This window comes from Salinibacterium sp. PAMC 21357 (genome assembly GCF_000247645.1).
Lineage (GTDB): Bacteria > Actinomycetota > Actinomycetes > Actinomycetales > Microbacteriaceae > Rhodoglobus.
On record NZ_AHWA01000002.1, the window covers coordinates 475,343 to 492,922 of the forward strand.

The following is a 17,580-nucleotide window of genomic DNA, read 5'->3' on the forward strand; positions in this document are numbered from 1 at the left end:
CTGGACGCGTTGCACTGGTTCTTAACCGACTTTTAGGGCAGAATTCTTGCAATTCTTCTGTTTTTCAGCAGAAGACAGCCAAGGAGGGCGCCGAGATGACCCCACGCACGCATAGGCAGGCAGACGATGAGGACATGCTCGATTCCCTCACCATTGGCCGCCGTATCCGCCAGCTGCGCACCGACCGCGGACTCACCCTCGATGACCTTGGAGCGTCGCTGGGCCGTGCCGCCTCTCAGGTCTCCGTTATCGAGAACGGAAAGCGCGAACTGAAACTCAGCGAGCTGCAGAAACTGGCGCGCATCTTCGACGTGAGCGTTGACGATCTCCTCGACAGCGAACCGCCATCACGTCGCGCTGCACTGGAGATTGCTCTCGAGCGTGCTCAGCGCGGTCCGCTCTACAACTCGCTCGCATTGCCAGAATTGCCTGTGCGTAAATCGCTAAGCGATGAGGCGATTGAGACGGTGCTCGGGCTGCACAACGAATTGCAGCGCCTCCACACCGAGCGCGCGGCCACTCCAGAAGAAGCCCGCCGTGCCAATACAGAACTTCGCCGCATGATGCGCAAACGCAACAACTATTTCGCCGAACTTGAAACGACTGCTCGTGATCTCTTGGATGCTGTGGGCCACGCCGGTGGTCCGCTCTCCCAACGGGTGGCCTCTGACCTTGCTTCGCATCTCGGGTTTTCGTTGCACTACGTGCCCGACCTGCCCGCCTCCACTCGCAGCGTGACGGATCTGCGCAATGGCCGCATCTATCTGCCCGTAGCGCAGGCCGAGAGCACCGACCCGAGATCAACATTGCTGCAGGCGCTTGCCGGGCATGTGTTGGGCATTCGCGAGCCGGCGAACTATGCCGAGTTCTTGCACCAGCGGGTCGAGACCAACTATTTGGCCGCCGCGCTAATGGTTCCGGAGAAAACCGCGGTCGAATTTTTGACGGCAGCCAAGGCACAGCGCGAGCTTTCGGTCGAAGACCTGCGGGATGCCTTCGCGGTGCCCTACGAAACCGCGGCGCACCGATTCACGAATCTCGCGACCGAACACTTGGGGGTACCCGTGCACTTTCTCAAGGTGCACGAGGGCGGCACAATTTCTAAGGCCTACGAGAATGACAACGCAGCCTTTCCCACCGATGCTCTTGGCGCGATTGAGGGGCAGATTGTTTGCCGCAATTGGAGTGCCCGCAAGGTTTTCGATGTCGAGGACCGCTTCAGCCCGTACCACCAGTACACCGATAAGCCGGGCGGAACCTACTGGTGCACGTCGCGCATCCAGTCGGGTCGTCGCGGCGACTTCTCCGTTAGCCTCGGCACCCCCTTTGCTTCCGCAAAGTGGTTCCGCGGCCGCGACACCACCAACCGGGCAGTCTCAACCTGTCCCGATGACGGATGCTGCCGCAGTGCCCCAGAGAATCTTTCGCAGCGCTGGGCGCAACATTCGCTCCCGAGCGCGCGGCTCAATAGTTCTCTGCTCGCCGCAATGCCCACCGGAATGTATCCCGGCGTGGACACGACAGAGGTGTTCGAGTTTTTGGAGTCGCACTCGCCCACGAGCTAGCCAGAGCTCGGCGCTAGCTCGCGTTCTGCCAAGGTGCGCTTCGAGCTAATTGCTACTCGTGAAGCAGTGAACCATCTTTCTTCAGCACGTTCTTTTCGCCAGCCTCAATCGCGACCGAGAAGCGGTTCTGCTTGGGCGGCATCGGGCAGTTGAAGTTGTAGCTGAAAGCGCACGGTGGCAGGATCGCGAGGTTGAAGTCGAGAATGATTGTGCCATCGGGATTGGGCGCTACGAACAGGAAGCGACCGACGCTGTAGGTATCAACACCGCTGGTAGCGTCGGCAAAAACGAGCTGAAGTGCACGGCCCGATTTGAATGCCGCGAGGCTGTAGTCAACGCCGTCTTTCGTGAAAGTGATGTCGCCAGGAATGGGCTGCTCACGCTCTTGGCCATTGTCTTTGAGGTGTTCGAAACCGAGTGTTGTGCCCTCGGGGTTTGGCGTAAACGCGGCCGTAATCACCCAGTCAGGGTTGTAGGCGTAAGCATCGATGGTGCCGAATTCTTGAATCGCAGGAGAATTGGTGTCCCACACGCGCAGTGCATGATTTCCTTCTGGCGCCTTGATGACGAACCCGGTCACCGTCTCGCCGAACACAATCGCGCTCGGGTTTTCATCGCTCTTGCTGCGGACAACAGCACTGCCCTCAACAATTGTGCCGTCGACGACAATGTTGTCTTCTGCCGTCGCCGTGACCGTGAGACCGTTCTCGTGAGGCGCCCACGTGCCCGGCACACCCCAAATGGTCTGCTCAGAATCGACCCACTGGGTATTGGTCAGCGCGAGATTGCCATTCTGCTGCACGACCGCCAGGTCGCGACGTTCGCGAAAGTTCGCGAGCTTAGCTTCGGGAGTGAGCGTGGGAGCAGCAGTGTCAGTCATAAATCCATCCTTGTCGAAGTCCATCATGCCAACCACCGCCGACACGGGATTATTTCAGGAAAGCCATTCCGGCTTACTCGAACCCCACTCCACAGCAGGGGCAAGAAAATTGCTTGGCCCACCATCGTAGTGAGCCGCAGCCACCGCACTCGTCACACCGTTACGAGTCATGACGGTCGGCGCAAAACCGGCGGAGGCCGCTGGCGCATGCCGCGGACGCCGCTCCCGCAACAACTCCGTCGCCAAGCGCGCCAACGACACCTCAACCAGCCATGAATGACCGGCATCGATTCGTCGCCGCACTGCCGTCGTGATCCCCGCCGCCAGCAGATAGCCGGCCGCATGATCGAGAGCTTGAGCAGGGAGTACCCCTGGTGCTCCAGAGCCATCGCCCTCGACCATCGCAATGCCGGTCGCCGCCTGCACAATACTGTCGAAGCCACGGCGTTCGGCCAACGGGCCGACTGTTCCCCACGCGCTGAGGCGGCCAACGATAATTCCCGGGCGTCGCTCGGCGAGAGCTGCGGGCGAAAGACCGAACTTATCTAAGGCTCCCGGGCGGTAGGCCGTGAGTACGACATCCGCAGTCGCGAGCAGTTTCTCGAAGGTCGCTCGGTCGTTGGCGTCATCGAGGTCGAGCAGTGCCGAACGCTTGCCGGCTCCTGTATCGAGATGCTGCCAGCCAATTTCGGGCAGTCGTGGGTTATCGATGCGCACAACGTCTGCTCCCCAAAGGGCAAGCGTTCGGCTCGCAACTGGCCCGGCAATCACGCGGGTGAGATCGAGCACGCGCACACCGGCAAGCGGGGCGTCGATGGTCGTCGTATCGAATTGTGCGGTCTCGGTGTTTCCCAGCGAACTCATCGTAATGACCGGCAGATCAGCCAAGGCTTGAGCTTGCGGATGCTCGGCCCACTGTTCTGGTGTGCGAACTACGGTTGCGACTCCCCCGGCCGCGACCATTTTGCTCTCCACGTCGGCAGCGAGCATCGGATGCACGGCCAGCATGAAATCGTCGGCGCTGGTGTCATCGGCCAACTGGAAGGCGCTCAGGAGCGCCGACCGGTGATGCGGGTAATTGGCGTGAATACGTACCCACCCGTCGCGGCAGGGCCAGAAACCCGAGAGCTCTGCCCATGCCGCAATCGGTGCCCCATCGAGGCGAAAATGTTTGTCGCTCGTTACCGCGGTCGCAACTTTTGCCGCGCCGAGTTCCACGGACGGCACGGCGCATCCAACGCGGCGCGCGGCAAGCAACGAGGCCGAGAATGAGGCTGCCGCAATCGCATCGTGAACGAACCGCCCCGACGGCAGCGTGCCAGAAAGTGGCACCAGGGTGCCGTTGTCGCGCACCAAGGCGAGGGCTGCAGCATCTTCCCCAAGGGATTGCCACGCGGTATCCAGCAAGCTCATAACTTGATAGTGCCACGCCGCTAAGATTTAGACCATGGATCCCATCAGCATTAGCTTCAGCTTCGTTGGCTTCGTCATCTTTATCATTGCGGCCGTGTCCATTATCAAGAGCACCAATCATGGTGCGATTGGTAAGTTCTTGTGGTTCTTGGTGGCGTTGCTCTTGCCGATCGTTGGACCCATTCTCTGGTTCCTTCTCGGTCGCGGCAAGGTGCGCAACTAACAGCGTGAACTAGTGGGCCTCATCGGCCTCTAGTGGCCCTTTCGGGGCTTTAAGAAGCCCGTCTCTTCGAGTTTTTCCCGCTTCTGTGCCCGTTTGTCTTTGATCGACAGCTTGGCTTCTTTTTTAGTGTTGCCGCGAGGCGATTTTCCAGCCATGATTACTCCGCTTCCCCTGTGTCAGTTGGCGTGCTCACCATGACCATAGCCCATTCCTCAGCGGAAAGCACTTCCCCTCTGACCGGCTTTTTTATTTACCCTGGTCCCCTAAAAAAATTGACTTCGTCTACCGCATGAATGTCGGCAACCGAGCTCAATTGTGAGGGCGTTCGCTACTGAGCGATGCGCTTGCGCGGGGTCAAGAATCCGGCCTCCTCGGTCTCTTCGCGCGTCTGGGTGCGCTTGTCGATATAGTCAGCGTGACCGCACGTTTTTGGTTCGAGGGGAACTATGACTAACGCAACGAAGCCAGCCATCCGAAACGACGGAGCACCCGCCGACCGCAACGGCACGGCACTCGTCGCCATTCTGCGTTTAGCGGTTGCCGCAATCGTTGCCGGAGCTGTTGTTGCCACAGTGGCCGAGGCCGCTGGGCGCACGACGATCAATCCGTTCAACATGTTCGGGTACTTCACGATTCAGTCGAACATCATCCTGGCCATCGTCTACGTGGTCATCGCCGTCGTGTCGCTTCGAGGCGAAACCGCGTCAGCCGCCCTCAACATTGCTCGAGGCTCGGTAACGACCTACATCATCATCGTTGGAGTCGTTTATGCGACTCTGCTCGCCCCACTCGGCGCAGCCGGCGGTGTTCCGGTTGAATGGGCCAACACTGCCCTACACATCGTCACTCCGATTTACGCACTTGCTGACTGGATTCTGTTCTCCGACCGCGCCCGCATCGGCTTCAATCGCCTCTGGATCGTGCTCATCTACCCCATCGTCTGGGTTGTCGCCGTGCTCGTACGCGGCGCAACCGATGGTTGGGTTCCCTACCCGTTCTTGCACCCTGACACCGGATACGGCAGCGTCTTCTTCTACGTCGGGCTTATTGTCGTCGTGATGCTCGCGTTCGGCTCCCTCGTATTTTGGATTTCGAGCAAGCGCTCAGTGTTGCGCGTACCGTAGCAACAGGAGCACTGGCCCTGGCCCACTTCGGGGAATCTGCCAGGGCGGAAAGCTGAGCCGCAATGAGTAGCACTGCTGTGACGATCTTTTTCGACGTCAACGAGACACTGTCAGACCTGAGTCCGGTCGCTGATGCGTTCGATAAAATCGGTGCTGGGCGCGAAGTGGCTTCGGCCTGGTTTGCCAGTGTGCTGCGCGATGGATTCGCGCTCACGGCCACCAATGGCACAGCGCACTTCCTCGACATTGCTCAGACAAACGCGCGCGACACTCTTCGTGGGCGCTCGCTCACAGCATCACTCGACGAGTCAGTGGATGCGATACTGGCCGCCTTCTCAAGCATGCCGCTTCACGACGACGTGGCCCCCGGCATCCGTTCTCTCCATGCGGCAGGGCACCGCCTGTTCACACTCTCCAACGGACCCACGACAACCGCCGAGCGACTATTCGCGACCGCGGAACTCTCTGGCCTGCTGACGGGCATGCTTTCAGTGGAGGGCCATACACCTTGGAAACCCGGCCGCACCGCGTACCTAGACGCCGTGGAACGCACCAACACCGGGGGGATCGCCTACCTCGTGGCCGTTCATCCGTGGGATATTCACGGTGCTACTGAGGCGGGGCTGTCCACCATCTGGGTGAACCGAGCAGCGGCTGCCTACCCCGAGCATTTCCATCCTCCGACATTCTCGGTGACGAGTATCGGCGCGATCGATTCTCAACTCGTTCAGCGGCACTAGCGCCGCTCGGAGTGAGGGAATGAGTAGGGCGGATGGGACTTGAACCCATGACCGAACGATTATGAGTCGTTTGCTCTAACCAGCTGAGCTACCGCCCCGTGTCCGCACGAGTGCGAACGCGTATCTACGTTACCGGCAAACTGGGCGCTTGAGGTGCCACCTCGTCCAACGACTTATGCGCGTCGCACAGTGCAGCCGGGCATGGCAGCTAACACTCGGCAGACTCTCGAACAACATTGAGCTAGCTCTCAAAAAGCGCTCGTACGTTTGCCGCATGACTGATTCACAGAAAGCGCAGAACACGACTCCCGCCAAATCTGGGGCTCGCAAAACCCGCCGTCAGAACGCCGAAAAGGGGTTCACCGCCTCTAAAGGGCTCGCAGACAAGATGCAGCTAGTGCTCGTCGACCTTCTAGAGCTTCAACTTCAGGGAAAACAAGCCCACTGGAATGTTGTCGGCAAGAACTTTCGCGACACCCACCTAGTGCTCGACGAAATCATCGAGGCTGCTCGAGGATTCAGCGACACCATCGCCGAACGGATGCGTGCCCTTCATGCGACCCCAGACGGCCGCAGCGACACAGTAGCTGCCACCACGACCCTGCCGGAGTTTCCCGCTGGCGAGATCAGCACCACAGACACGATTGATCTACTCCTGAACGTCTTGAGGGCACGGTCGCGACCATTCGTGAGGTTCACGACCCCATCGATGAAGAAGACCCCACGAGCGCAGATCTGCTTCACGCCATCATCGAGACTCTCGAGCAGTATGCCTGGATGGTTTCGGCGGAGAACCGTACCCCCGCCAAGAAGTAGGTTCCACGTCTGCCTCAACGAAAACTGTGGCTACCCCGAGAGCGTCTCCCTAGGAGGCGCTCTCGCTTGCTTTTCCGAACGCTACGGGGTCTGTGACCTCTTCGCCGCGGTACAAGCTCTCGAACGTGTCGAGGGTGCGTTGAATGTCGTGAGCCGCCACGATGGCGAGACTCGCCTTCTTCATCGCGAGAAGTTCCGCCGCGGGCAGAGTCAAAACGCGGGTCAACTTTTCGGCAAGGTCTTCGATGCTCGTGGGGTCGAACAGATACCCGTTTTCGCCATCATGAACGAGATGTGGCAACGCCATAGCGTTAGCCGCGACCACCGGCAGGCCCGAGGCCATCGCTTCCATCGTAGAAATACTCTGCAGCTCAGCGGTCGACGGCATCGCGAACACGGAACCACGCTGCAGGGCGTCACGCAACTGATCCTGCTCGACGAAACCAGTGAGCGTTACGCGATCCGCGAGGCCCAAGGATGCAGCGAGGGCCCGCAGTTTTCCTTCCAGCTCTCCCCCACCCACAATCTCTAGCTGTGTGTTGAGCGCGGGATCCATGATCGCCACTGCCCGAATGAGTTTGTCAATCTGTTTCTCGTCAGCCAGTCGCCCCAAAAATACGACCAGGTTTTCGGGTTTGGGGTCGAGGTTTCCGTTGTAGCCATCTGCATCGATTCCACAGGAGACCGCAATCACGTTGCGGATCTGCGTGTTCTCTTCTAGATACTCCGCCGCGCGGCGCGTGGGCGTTGTCACTCTCGCGGAGCGTGCGAAGGAACGTCCCGCCGCAGCCCACCCCATCCGAATTGCCCTCCGGCGAAGAAATTTCGGAATGAAGAACGCGTGATCTAGCAAGTTCTCGGGCATGAAGTGGTTGGTGCCGACGAGGCGAATTCCTCGCTTGGTGCCTTCGATTGTCATTCCCCGACCGATCACAATGTGTGACTGAAAGTGGATGACGTCGGGCTTGACGCGATCAAGAATTGTTGCCGAATTGCGTTTTATCCGCCACGGCAGCATGAATCGCAACCAGGGGTGACCGGGCCAGCGCCACGAATAGATTCGGTGGAGAGTCAGCTTCTGACCCTCATGAACCTCGATCATTTGACCGAGTTTCTTGTTGGTGTACGACGGGGCTGCGATGTGCACATCGTGTCCACGCTCGGCCAGGCCGGCCGATAAACGCGCGATGAACGTGGCGGCACCATTAATTTGGGGCCAGAAAGTGTCTGCACCAATCAGGATGCGAAGTCGCGGTTTGCCCTCGTGGGGCGAACGTTTCCCAGCGGAATTCACAGTCGAAGAGTTCCTTAAAAGTTTTGTGCGACGAGCAAACTCGTTTACGACCCGGTCAGGTCAACGGCACCTAATAACGTACCCCACAGCACTCGACAACGCGGGCTGCTCTGCCGAGCATCCGAAAAGCTACGCCTTCAATTGCGGATGATGTTTTGACAGCGAGAAGACACCAAAAATGGCGACCGCACCGGTGATCACGAACGCGATAACGGCCCACAGCGGGGCGTTCGAGGCTTCCCCCAACACGATAATGCCAACCGAAACCGCGACCAGCGGATCGACAACCGTAAGCCCGGCAACCACCAGATCTGGCGGACCAGACGCATACGCCGTCTGCACGAAATAAGAACCAAGAAGCGATGCCGCAATGAGGCCGACAATACAAAGCACGGTGAGCAGGTCGGTGCTCTCAAAGCCGGAACCCGAAATCACGATGGTCTTGATTCGATCAATCACGACCTTGGCGAGCGTCGCGACAAAACCAAACAACATTCCCGCACCCAGAATGTAGAACACGGGCGAGGCGTTCTTGCGAAAAACCGCAAAGAGCACGATCCAGAGCGCTAAGACGATGACCAAAATGATCAGCACCGTCGACAATTCATGCTGCGTGATCCGGGTAGATTTCGCGAACACTGCCGCCAGTGCAACAAAAACGCCAACCCCGCCGACGCACATCACAATTGCACGGACCGACCGGGCATCGAGGCGAACTTTGGTGAGGCGGGAATTCATGATCGCCGTCATCACCAACGCCACCGCACCCAATGGTTGAACGACCATGATCGGCGCGATTGCCAAGCTCGACAACTGAAAAACAATCGCAAGCCCCAGAAATGACGTGCCGATCACCCAAGAAGGACGAGCCAAAAGCGCTTTGAGCTGGCCGAAATCTAGACCAGAACTCGCTTCTCCGCCGTAAAATTTCTCCATCCGGGCAACGCCACGATGTTGAAACTGCGCACCGAGTGACAACAACACGGCACCAATGAGCGCTAGCGGAATTCCCACCGCTTGCAGCGGGGTCAGGCTTATCTGATCGGTGAGGTCAAGAATGTCCGGCGGCACTCGTCAAATGTACTCGGTTCAACCGGGATATTCTGGGTGCATGGCCGTTCTTCCCATCATTATCACCGGCGACCCGGTGCTCCACACTCCTGCGAATCCGGTAACGGCTTTCGACAGCTCCCTCACCACTCTCGTCGACGACATGTTCGAGACCATGGAAGAAGCACCAGGGGTCGGACTCGCAGCCCCCCAGGTCGGTATCTCGCAGCGCATTTTCGTCTACGACTGGACCGACGAAGACGATACCCACTGGCGCGGAGTCGCCATCAATCCCGAACTCTGGCACAGCCCAACGCCCCTCGCTGACCCCGGAGAAGACGATGAAGAGGGCTGCCTGTCGATCCCTGGCGAACGATTCGGGCTGGTGCGCGCCGATCGCGTCATCTTGCGCGCCGTCGACCTCGACCAGCAGCCATTCGAGATCGAAGCATCCGGTTGGCTTGCCCGCATTTTTCAGCACGAATACGACCACCTCGATGGCGTGCTCTACGCCGACCGTCTGCGCAAACCAGATGCCAAAGCAGCAGCGAAGGCGATCCGCAAGCAGGGTTGGGGCCAGCCCGGCAACTCGTGGCTTCCCACTGAGGAACAACTCGACGCCTAGCCACGTGGGCCGCCGCCCCTGTCGCCAAGCAACCGCTCACGTTAGGTGAACGCGCGGATCGTTGCAGCGACGAGAGCCGCCGCGATGATCACGAGGATGAACGGCACGCGCAGGGCGAAGAGCACTGCAGCCACCGCCACAGCGGGCAGTCGAGCATCCACCTCGAATCCTCGCGACGAGCCAAAAGTCTGCACAACAACGAGGGCAGAGAGCAGCGCAACTGTGAGCAGATTCGCAAGTCGCGTTGCGGTAGGTTTTTCTGCCCACGCGGCAGGCACTGCGAATCCAACAAGCTTCAGAGCAAGCACCGCGATTGAGGCGAGCAGAACAATGTGCCAGACAGTCATCGCTCCCCCATCGGATCAGGTTCGGCTTCGGCGATGTCGCTCTCGCGCGTACCGAACACATTTGTGAGGCCAACAACCACGGCAACGAGGGCAGCCGCAAGAACGGGAACCCCGGCGGGAAGGATGGGCATCAGCACTGCAGCGACAACCGCAGCGCCGACAGCGACGACGACAGGTTGTAATTGCTTTAGCCGCGGCCACAAAAGACCAAGGAACGCGGCAGCAGCCGCAGCGTCAAGCCCGTACTGGCTCACGTCGCCCAACTGATCGCCAATCAGCGCGCCGAGCAGCGTTGTCAGGTTCCAGCCGACGTAGATGATGACGCCCGTCCACCAGAAGCCCGCACGCTGGCTCGCAAGCGTCGGCTGTGCCGTGGAGACCGCGGTGGTCTCATCAATCGTCCAATGCCCCGCGAGAAGCCGTTTCAGCACGCCAGGTCCAATCATCGGCGCGACCCGCAACGCATACAGAGAATTGCGAGTACCCAAGAGCACTGCGCTGGCAATAGCCGCGCCGCCGGCAGAAGCACCACCCGTCGCCAATACTCCGACCAGAGCAAATTGAGAACCACCAGAAAACATCAGCAGGCTCAGCACACACGTTTGCCACACATCCAGCCCGGCAGCTACCGCCAAGGCGCCAAAAGAGATGCCGTACGCGGCAACCGCGAGGCCGACGGCGAAGCTCGATCGAATAGCCGCGGTGATGTCAGGCGATCGAGTGCGTTTCGTTGCCGTCACACCGATCGCCCAGAAGTCACGAGACCAGTCTCATACGCAATCACAACCAGCTGCACACGATCCCGAGCCATCAGCTTCGCCATGATCCGCGACACGTGTGTCTTAGCCGTGAGCGGACTCAGAAACAGCTTCGCGCCGATCTCGGCGTTGGTTAGACCCTGGCCGACAAGAGAGAGAACTTCGCGCTCGCGCGTCGTAATGGCGCTGAGAACGCTGTCATCAATCGCCACGGCTGAACCGCCAGCAAACCGGGCCAGCAACCGCTTAGTGACGCCAGGACTCAACAGCGCATCACCCGCGGCAACGACGCGTACCGCGCGAATCAATTCCACCGGCTCCGTGTCCTTCACCAAAAAACCACTCGCTCCCGCTCTAATCGCGCGAGCAACATACTCATCGACCTCGAAAGTCGTCACCACCACAATGCGGGTAGCCGCGAGCTCGGGAAACGTCGCAATCTGTTCGGTCGCCCACAGGCCATCACCATCCGGCATCCGAATGTCCATCAGCACCACATCGGGGCGCTCACGACGCACCACATCAATCACATCGGTGCCCGTAGCCGCCTCACCGACCACCTCAATGTCATCTTCAGCATCGAGCAAGCTGCGGAATCCCGCGCGGATCAGCTGCTGATCGTCAGCGACAACAACCCGAATCATGCGGATGCCAGTCGACGCGGAATACGCGCCGTCACGAGCCCGCCGCCCGTCATCGATGCACCAATCAGGAGGGTGCCGCCCAAAAGATCGGCGCGTTCGCGCATGCCTAGCAACCCTCGCCCCTCGTTCTCAACAGAGTCATCGATTCCTTGACCGTTGTCGGCAATAGTAACGAGATAGTCGCCCCCGTCGTAACCGACGCTGACGTCGATGCGGCTGGCGTTGGCATGGCGCACGATATTCGTCAAAGACTCTTGAACGATCCGATAGAGCGCCAATTGCACTGCCGTCGGAGTCTCTGAAGAAACTTCGCAGTCGAGCTGCACGTCTAACCCTTGAGACCGCACCGACTCGACCAGGCTGTTGAGTCGCGAAAGGTCCGGCTCCGGGATGGGAGGAACCGCAGCGCCATCAACGTCGTCGCCGGTGCTCTCGGTACGCAGCATTCCGAGTAGCGACCGCACCTCATCCAGAGCATCCTTACTCGATCGCTTGATGTTTGTCAGCGCGGCCTCCGCCTGCTCTGGCTGCTTGTTCATGAGATGCAGCCCAACGCCAGCCTGCACATTGATCTGGCTGAGCGAATGTGCCAATACATCGTGCAACTCTCGCGCAATACGCACCCGCTCGGCGCGCAACTCAGCCTCGCGACGGTCGGCGAACGCTTGCTGAAACTGCACGAAATGTTCGCCGCGGCGCCGATTCGATTCGGCAAACCCCAGAACGAGCAGAAGCCCCAGCGTTGTCACCACGATTCGCGGCGGTTCGAGCTCGATGCCGACCAAGAGCGCCGCCAACAGTGTCGCCTCCCACACCACAATGAGCGAAATCCACGTCCACGTTCGCGCACCACGAGAGATCGCAATCACGATCGCAAAAGCCAAGGCCAGATAGGGCGGAGAAATCTCGGTGTACCCGAGCAAGAAGTCAGTTGCGGCGGCCACCGAAATGACGGCAACGATCGGCCCGGGATAGCGCCGCGCCCAAATCAAAAGAATTGGTCCGATGATCGAGAGCAGAATGAGGGCAATACTCGAGGCGCCAAAGTTATCGGCGCGCACGACACCAATGCCGGTGATCGACACCTGCAAGAACAATGAAATGGTTACCGGTAGCCACAGTCGCAGCCGTGTCGACCGCCGAGTGCGCGGATAACCGAAGCCGTGACCCTTCATCATCGCGTCGACCATGGCGCTGGGAGTGCGAGGGGAACGGTCGGATGCGCGCATGCCTTGATGCTAGTTGCCGCTCACCGCCTACACATCGGCTTTGTGGCGCACACTGCGCTACTCCCCGGGGAGTAGCAGACAGCCACCGCGTCTGGCCTCTGGCTGCCGGGCCACAACCGCGAAAACGCAGCGGCAAATAACACCCCACCAGAATGCACAAAGTCCCGGTCACGTTAGTGACCGGGACTCATAAGCTCCTCGACTTGGACTCGAACCAAGAACCTACCGGTTAACAGCCGATTGCTCTGCCAATTGAGCTATCGAGGATCGCTGTGCATCGGAACTACTTTAGCAAACGATTCAGTAGTTCAAAAACCATCAGGCGATTCGGGCGAGGTATGTCGGCGAAAGAACCCGGGTTGGCGGGGCAATGAGCTTAGGAATCCCGTTGGGATCAATGCGAAAACTGGCGACAGAATGCGAAAACTGGTTGCTGACGTGCAAAACATCGTCATGCAGCACAATGTGACGCGGCCAATCGCCTTCACAAGAAACTGCAGTGAGCGGGGCAACGCTGCGGCCATCTTCGGCAATGGTCAACACGGCAATAAGGTTGCTTCGGCGCACGCCGACGTAGGCATGGCGACCATCGGCAGCGATGGCGATCGCGGATGCTTGGTCGCCCTCGACCGCGCCCGGAAGTGCAATGGCGCAGAGCTTCTGCAATTGGCGGTCTTTCCACTCGAACACGAGAAAACCGAGCCCCAGTTCGCCCAGGACGTAGAACAGATTGCCGGGGCGAGCCACAATGTCACGCGGACCGAATCCTTGGGGCAGCACAACCTCATCTACTTGACTCAGTGAACCATCGCTGAAACTAAAGATGCGGATGCGGTCAGCGCCAAGATCTAGCGTGAACACGGTGCGATCGTCGACGAACAGTGACGAGTGGGCATGCGGGCCCTCTTGCTGAGGCCTCGGGCCCCCACCAGCCGTTACAGCGGTGTTCTGGTGCTCGATCGAGGTCAAGTCAGCTGAGCGCGCAATGACTCCCAGCGTGCCGGTTCCATAGTTCGCCGCAATGACAACCCCGCCATTCACCGTCAAATGGCACGGATACTGGCCACCACTGGATGTCGTGTTCGGGTTGCTGAGAGTCTCACCGTCACGGTCAAACATCGCGACCTCACCGGAGCCTTCGAGCGTCGCAAACACGTGGTCGCCATCGACCACCAGAAAGGACGCCGAAGCAACGTCAGCTGCCAGGTGAGAGAACTCAAGCGACCCGTCTGCTCGGCTGCGCATGACCGAAATTCCTTCGGATTCGCACTCCATATCGGCGCCGAATCCTCCGACGAGCCAAACCGATTCGGGGCTGGTTGTCACATCAAAATTTTCTTTCGCACTAATGCTGGTCACTTTTGATCTCCACGAGTGAATGGGCAAGACCCCGCACATAGGGATGCCACGGGTCAGACAAAACCTCGTCGAGCTCACCGATACCCACCAAAATTCCGCGATGCATCACCGCGATATTGGTCGAGATGCGGCTCACGGCGGCGAGGTCAGCGGTAACGAGCAGCGCCGAGAACGCACGGTCTCGTTGAAGATCAACAATGAGATCAAGAATGGCGGCTCGCACATTCACATCGATACCCGCGGTCGGGTCATCGGCGACCAACAACTGTGGTTCGAGAATCATGGATCGAGCAATCGCCACGCGTTGACGTTGACCTTTGCTGAGTTCGTAGGGGTACCGGTTCATTACTGACAGCGGAAGCCGTACGGTATCAATGAGCGTCGCCACGGCCTCAGCGGCGTGACGTTGGTTGAAGCGACGATCACGAACAAAAATGGGTTCGGCAATATTCTCACCGACGGTGAGCCGGCCATTCAGGTGGTTACCGGCATCCTGAGGCAAATAGCCGACCTTGAGGCTGAGGCGGTCACGTTTGCGCCGAGACACTGATCTCAGCTGGGTGCCCATGACACTCAATTCGCCGCCGCTGAATAGCGGCGAGCCATAGTCGCCAGTAGCGGCCTGCAGCGCCACAGCCTTGGCGAGAGTGCTCTTTCCTGAGCCACTCTCGCCAACGACAGTGAGAACTTCGCCAGCGGCAATCTCGAAACTCAGCCCATTGACGGCAACCGAACGTGTTTCAGGGTTGCGCGACGGATAGCGCAGTGACAGGTCACGGGCGCGCACGGTTGGCTGAGTGGAAGTCACCTCAATAATCTACGGCAGTAAGCGACCTGAGTGCCTCACGACGCTCAGTCTGTTCCCGAGGATCAGGGACCGGAAGCGACGCAAGAAGCCGTTGAGTGTACGGATGCTGGGGATTTCCGAGCACGTCAGAACCCACGCCCTCTTCAACAAGTTTTCCCTTGTACAGCACGGCGATGCGGTCAGAGAGCATGTCCACGACCGCGAGATCGTGGCTGATGAAGAGAGCCGCGAAACCAAGATCCCGCTGAAGCTCAGCGAACAACTCAAGAACCCTTGCCTGCACTGACACATCAAGCGCGCTTGTCGGTTCATCGGCGATCAACAGTTTCGGGCGCAAAGCAAGCGAACGAGCCAAGCTTGCACGCTGGCGTTGACCACCACTGAGCTCATGCGGATAACGATCCCCAAAAGCGCGCGGCAATTGCACCGCTTCAAGAAGCTCATTCACTCGGCCGCGAGCAGCCTTGGGATCCTTAGCCTGACCGTGCACGATCAGCGGTTCTGCAACGCACTCTGCAATTGTCAGCAGGGGGTTAAAGCTCGAGGCTGGGTCTTGAAAGACAAACCCGATATCGCTGCGAACAGGCCGGAAGTTGCGCTCTTTGAAGCCCAACATTTCGTGACCAAGCACCTGCAGCGAACCACCCGTAACTTTGTTGAGACCGCCGATAGCTCGGCCGATTGTGGTTTTACCCGATCCACTCTCACCAACAAGGCCAAGAACCTCACCGGGAGAAATGCTGAAACTGACCCCGTCGACGGCGCGAAATGCCGGCTGACCGAAACGGCCAGGAAAGGAGATTCTCAGATCGTTCGCAACCACCACTGGCTCAACGTGATCGTCTCCACCCGCCTCCGCCCGGTCGACGACCCGCGCCGCAGCTCTGGCAGCACCGGTGCCGATGCGAGGAACAGCACGAGCAACTTTTGGGTATACGGGTGCTTGGCAGAATCGAACAACTCCTGAGCGGGAGCCTCTTCAACAAGTTTGCCCTGATACATCACGGCAACACGGTCAGAGAGGTCGGCCACGATTCCCATGTTGTGCGTGATCAGGATGATCGCAGCGCCAAACTCATCGCGACACCGACGAAGCAGATCAAGAATTTCTGCCTGCACCGTGACATCCAACGCGGTTGTTGGCTCGTCAGCGACAATCAACTCTGGCTCGAGCACTAGCGCCATTGCGATAACCACGCGTTGCTTCTGCCCACCCGAGAACTGGTGCGGGTAATAGTCGACGCGACGCTCGGGCTCGGGGATACCCACCCGGCGCAGAATGTCGATCGCCTTCACTCGTGCTTGCTTCTTGCTGACTTTGCCGTGAGCCCGCAAACCCTCGGCGATCTGCCAGCCGACGGTAAATACCGGGTTGAGCGCTAGCGACGGTTCTTGAAACACCATCGCGACATCGACACCGCGCAATTCGCGCAGCCGCTTTCCCGACATGCCAATAACGTCTTTGCCATTGAGCAGGATTGCGCCGCGCGATACCGCAGTTTCGGGCAGCAGCCCGAGAACAGACTTGGCCGTGACACTTTTGCCACTGCCGCTCTCCCCAACGATCGCCAGAACCTCGCCAGGGGCAAGTGTCAGCGAAACATTATCGACAGCTTTCACATCTCCGCCATCGGTGGCGAAAGTTACTTCGAGGTTCTTAATTTCAACAATGTTGCTCATGAGCGAGCCTCCAAAGGATCGATCGGCGACTCATCGTCATCAAGGTCAACAGTGCTCAGTGCTGAAGTCTCGAGAATCGGTGCCGACTGCTCAGCGCGCCGACGCGTACGAAGTCGCGGGTCAGCCAGGTCATTGAGGCTCTCCCCCACGAGAGTAATTCCGAGCACAACGAGCACGATTGCCAAGCCCGGGAACAGTGATGTCCACCAGATACCGCTCGTGACATCCGAAATCGACTTGTTGAGGTCGTAGCCCCACTCCGCCGCAGCAGACGGCTCGATGCCGAAACCGAGGAAGCCGAGACCAGCCAACGTCAAAATTGCCTCAGAGCTGTTGAGCGTAAAGATCAACGGCAACGTACGAGTGGCGTTGCGGAACACGTGACGGAACATGATGCGCGGAGTGCTAGCACCGAGCACCTTTGCCGATTCCACATAGGCCTCCGACTTGATGCGCACCGTTTCGGCGCGAATCACTCGGAAGTACTGCGGGATATAGACAACAGTGATCGAGATCGCGGCAGCAAAGACACCGCCCCAGAAACTCGAACGGCCACCACTGATCGCAATTGCCGCAACGATGGCGAGCAAGAGCGTCGGGAACGCATAAACAGCATCCGAAATGACAACGAGAACGCGGTCAAGCCAGCTGCCGAGGTAACCCGAGACCAGACCAAGCAATACACCGGCAAAGATCGACAGGGCGACAGCCACGACAATCACGAGCACCGCCGTGCGCGAACCCCAGATCACCCGCGACAGTACGTCATAGCCGCCAACCGTAGTGCCGAGGATGTGCTCGCCGCCCGGAGGAACCTGAGCCCCAAAAGTGCCGTCATCGTCACGCAACTGCGAAAAGCCATACGGCGCAAGGATCGGAGCGAATAGCGCCGTGAAGAGAAAAATTCCCGTCAGGATGAGACCAGCAACGAGCATTCCGCGCTGCAGGCCAACGGCCTGATGGACTTGGTGAACAACGGGCAAACGCCGCCACATACGAACCAATCGAGAGGTCGTCGTAGTCAT

General features: G+C 59.2%; 16 protein-coding genes, 2 tRNA genes and 2 pseudogenes. 6 read left to right on the forward strand and 14 right to left on the reverse strand.

What is annotated here, in order from left to right; translation table 11 throughout:
- The first annotated feature begins 95 nt into the window (after positions 1–95).
- The gene (locus ON14_RS02265) at positions 96–1,565 is read left to right on the forward strand and encodes a helix-turn-helix domain-containing protein (RefSeq protein ID WP_010202816.1); all 1,470 of its coding nucleotides are present in this window, start codon (positions 96–98) and stop codon (positions 1,563–1,565) included.
- Between the two features lie 52 nt (positions 1,566–1,617).
- Here the strand turns inward: ON14_RS02265 and ON14_RS02270 are convergent, their stop codons facing one another.
- Together ON14_RS02270 and ON14_RS02275 are read right to left on the reverse strand one after the other, a co-directional pair.
- Entirely contained in the window at positions 1,618–2,445 is an 828-nt protein-coding gene (locus tag ON14_RS02270) for a DUF1684 domain-containing protein (protein ID WP_010202818.1), read from the reverse strand.
- A gap of 54 nt (positions 2,446–2,499) precedes the next feature.
- Complete coding sequence (locus tag ON14_RS02275) at positions 2,500–3,858, reverse strand: CoA transferase (protein WP_010202820.1); 1,359 nt, start codon at positions 3,856–3,858, stop codon at positions 2,500–2,502.
- 34 nt (positions 3,859–3,892) lie between these two features.
- On the opposite strand from ON14_RS02275, the gene ON14_RS02280 reads away from it, so the two are divergent.
- The 3 genes from ON14_RS02280 (at position 3,893) to ON14_RS02290 (ending at position 5,945) form a co-directional block, all read left to right on the forward strand.
- Positions 3,893–4,081 (forward strand): PLDc N-terminal domain-containing protein, encoded by a 189-nt coding sequence (locus ON14_RS02280; RefSeq protein ID WP_010202822.1) that lies wholly within the window; start codon positions 3,893–3,895, stop codon positions 4,079–4,081.
- 446 nt (positions 4,082–4,527) lie between these two features.
- Positions 4,528–5,205: a Pr6Pr family membrane protein gene (locus ON14_RS02285; RefSeq protein ID WP_010202824.1), complete on the forward strand. Its 678-nt coding sequence runs from the start codon at positions 4,528–4,530 to the stop codon at positions 5,203–5,205.
- A 62-nt stretch (positions 5,206–5,267) separates the two neighbouring features.
- Entirely contained in the window at positions 5,268–5,945 is a 678-nt protein-coding gene (locus tag ON14_RS02290; protein WP_050992978.1) for a haloacid dehalogenase type II, read from the forward strand.
- Between the two features lie 24 nt (positions 5,946–5,969).
- Here ON14_RS02290 and ON14_RS02295 read toward each other — a convergent pair.
- Positions 5,970–6,043 (reverse strand) — tRNA-Ile (locus ON14_RS02295).
- 176 nt (positions 6,044–6,219) lie between these two features.
- Here ON14_RS02295 and ON14_RS15355 point away from each other — a divergent pair.
- A pseudogene (locus ON14_RS15355) lies at positions 6,220–6,761 on the forward strand (Dps family protein).
- Positions 6,762–6,810: 49 nt separating this feature from the next.
- Here ON14_RS15355 and ON14_RS02300 read toward each other — a convergent pair.
- Positions 6,811–8,055 (reverse strand): glycosyltransferase, encoded by a 1,245-nt coding sequence (locus ON14_RS02300; RefSeq protein WP_010202830.1) that lies wholly within the window; start codon positions 8,053–8,055, stop codon positions 6,811–6,813.
- Between the two features lie 129 nt (positions 8,056–8,184).
- Positions 8,185–9,126: a DMT family transporter gene (locus ON14_RS02305; RefSeq protein WP_010202833.1), complete on the reverse strand. Its 942-nt coding sequence runs from the start codon at positions 9,124–9,126 to the stop codon at positions 8,185–8,187.
- A 40-nt stretch (positions 9,127–9,166) separates the two neighbouring features.
- Here ON14_RS02305 and def point away from each other — a divergent pair, with 40 nt between their 5' ends.
- A complete protein-coding gene (gene def / locus ON14_RS02310; protein ID WP_026037482.1) occupies positions 9,167–9,730 on the forward strand; it encodes a peptide deformylase in 564 nt (187 codons plus the stop codon).
- A gap of 41 nt (positions 9,731–9,771) precedes the next feature.
- Here the strand turns inward: def and ON14_RS02315 are convergent, their stop codons facing one another.
- From ON14_RS02315 to ON14_RS02355, 9 genes and pseudogenes are all read right to left on the reverse strand, one after another.
- Positions 9,772–10,077, reverse strand: a complete 306-nt coding sequence (locus ON14_RS02315; protein ID WP_010202838.1) for an AzlD domain-containing protein — start codon at positions 10,075–10,077, stop codon at positions 9,772–9,774.
- Positions 10,074–10,817, reverse strand: coding sequence for an AzlC family ABC transporter permease (locus ON14_RS02320; RefSeq protein ID WP_010202840.1), 744 nt, complete (start codon positions 10,815–10,817; stop codon positions 10,074–10,076). The genes ON14_RS02315 and ON14_RS02320 overlap by 4 nt, the downstream gene beginning before the upstream one ends.
- Positions 10,814–11,479 (reverse strand): response regulator transcription factor, encoded by a 666-nt coding sequence (locus ON14_RS02325; protein ID WP_010202842.1) that lies wholly within the window; start codon positions 11,477–11,479, stop codon positions 10,814–10,816. Before ON14_RS02325 ends, ON14_RS02320 begins: the two co-directional genes overlap by 4 nt.
- The gene (locus ON14_RS02330; RefSeq protein ID WP_010202845.1) at positions 11,476–12,708 is read right to left on the reverse strand and encodes a sensor histidine kinase; all 1,233 of its coding nucleotides are present in this window, start codon (positions 12,706–12,708) and stop codon (positions 11,476–11,478) included. Before ON14_RS02330 ends, ON14_RS02325 begins: the two co-directional genes overlap by 4 nt.
- A gap of 194 nt (positions 12,709–12,902) precedes the next feature.
- Positions 12,903–12,975 (reverse strand) — tRNA-Asn (locus tag ON14_RS02335).
- Between the two features lie 51 nt (positions 12,976–13,026).
- Complete coding sequence (locus tag ON14_RS02340) at positions 13,027–14,034, reverse strand: lactonase family protein (RefSeq protein ID WP_202800885.1); 1,008 nt, start codon at positions 14,032–14,034, stop codon at positions 13,027–13,029.
- Positions 14,035–14,053: 19 nt separating this feature from the next.
- A complete protein-coding gene (locus ON14_RS02345; RefSeq protein WP_202800886.1) occupies positions 14,054–14,875 on the reverse strand; it encodes an ABC transporter ATP-binding protein in 822 nt (273 codons plus the stop codon).
- A 1-nt stretch (position 14,876) separates the two neighbouring features.
- Positions 14,877–16,555: pseudogene (locus ON14_RS02350) on the reverse strand (ABC transporter ATP-binding protein).
- Positions 16,552–17,580 carry an ABC transporter permease gene (locus tag ON14_RS02355; protein ID WP_010202850.1) on the reverse strand — a complete coding sequence of 343 codons (1,029 nt, stop codon included), beginning with the start codon at positions 17,578–17,580 and terminating at the stop codon, positions 16,552–16,554. The pseudogene ON14_RS02350 and the gene ON14_RS02355 overlap by 4 nt, the downstream one beginning before the upstream one ends.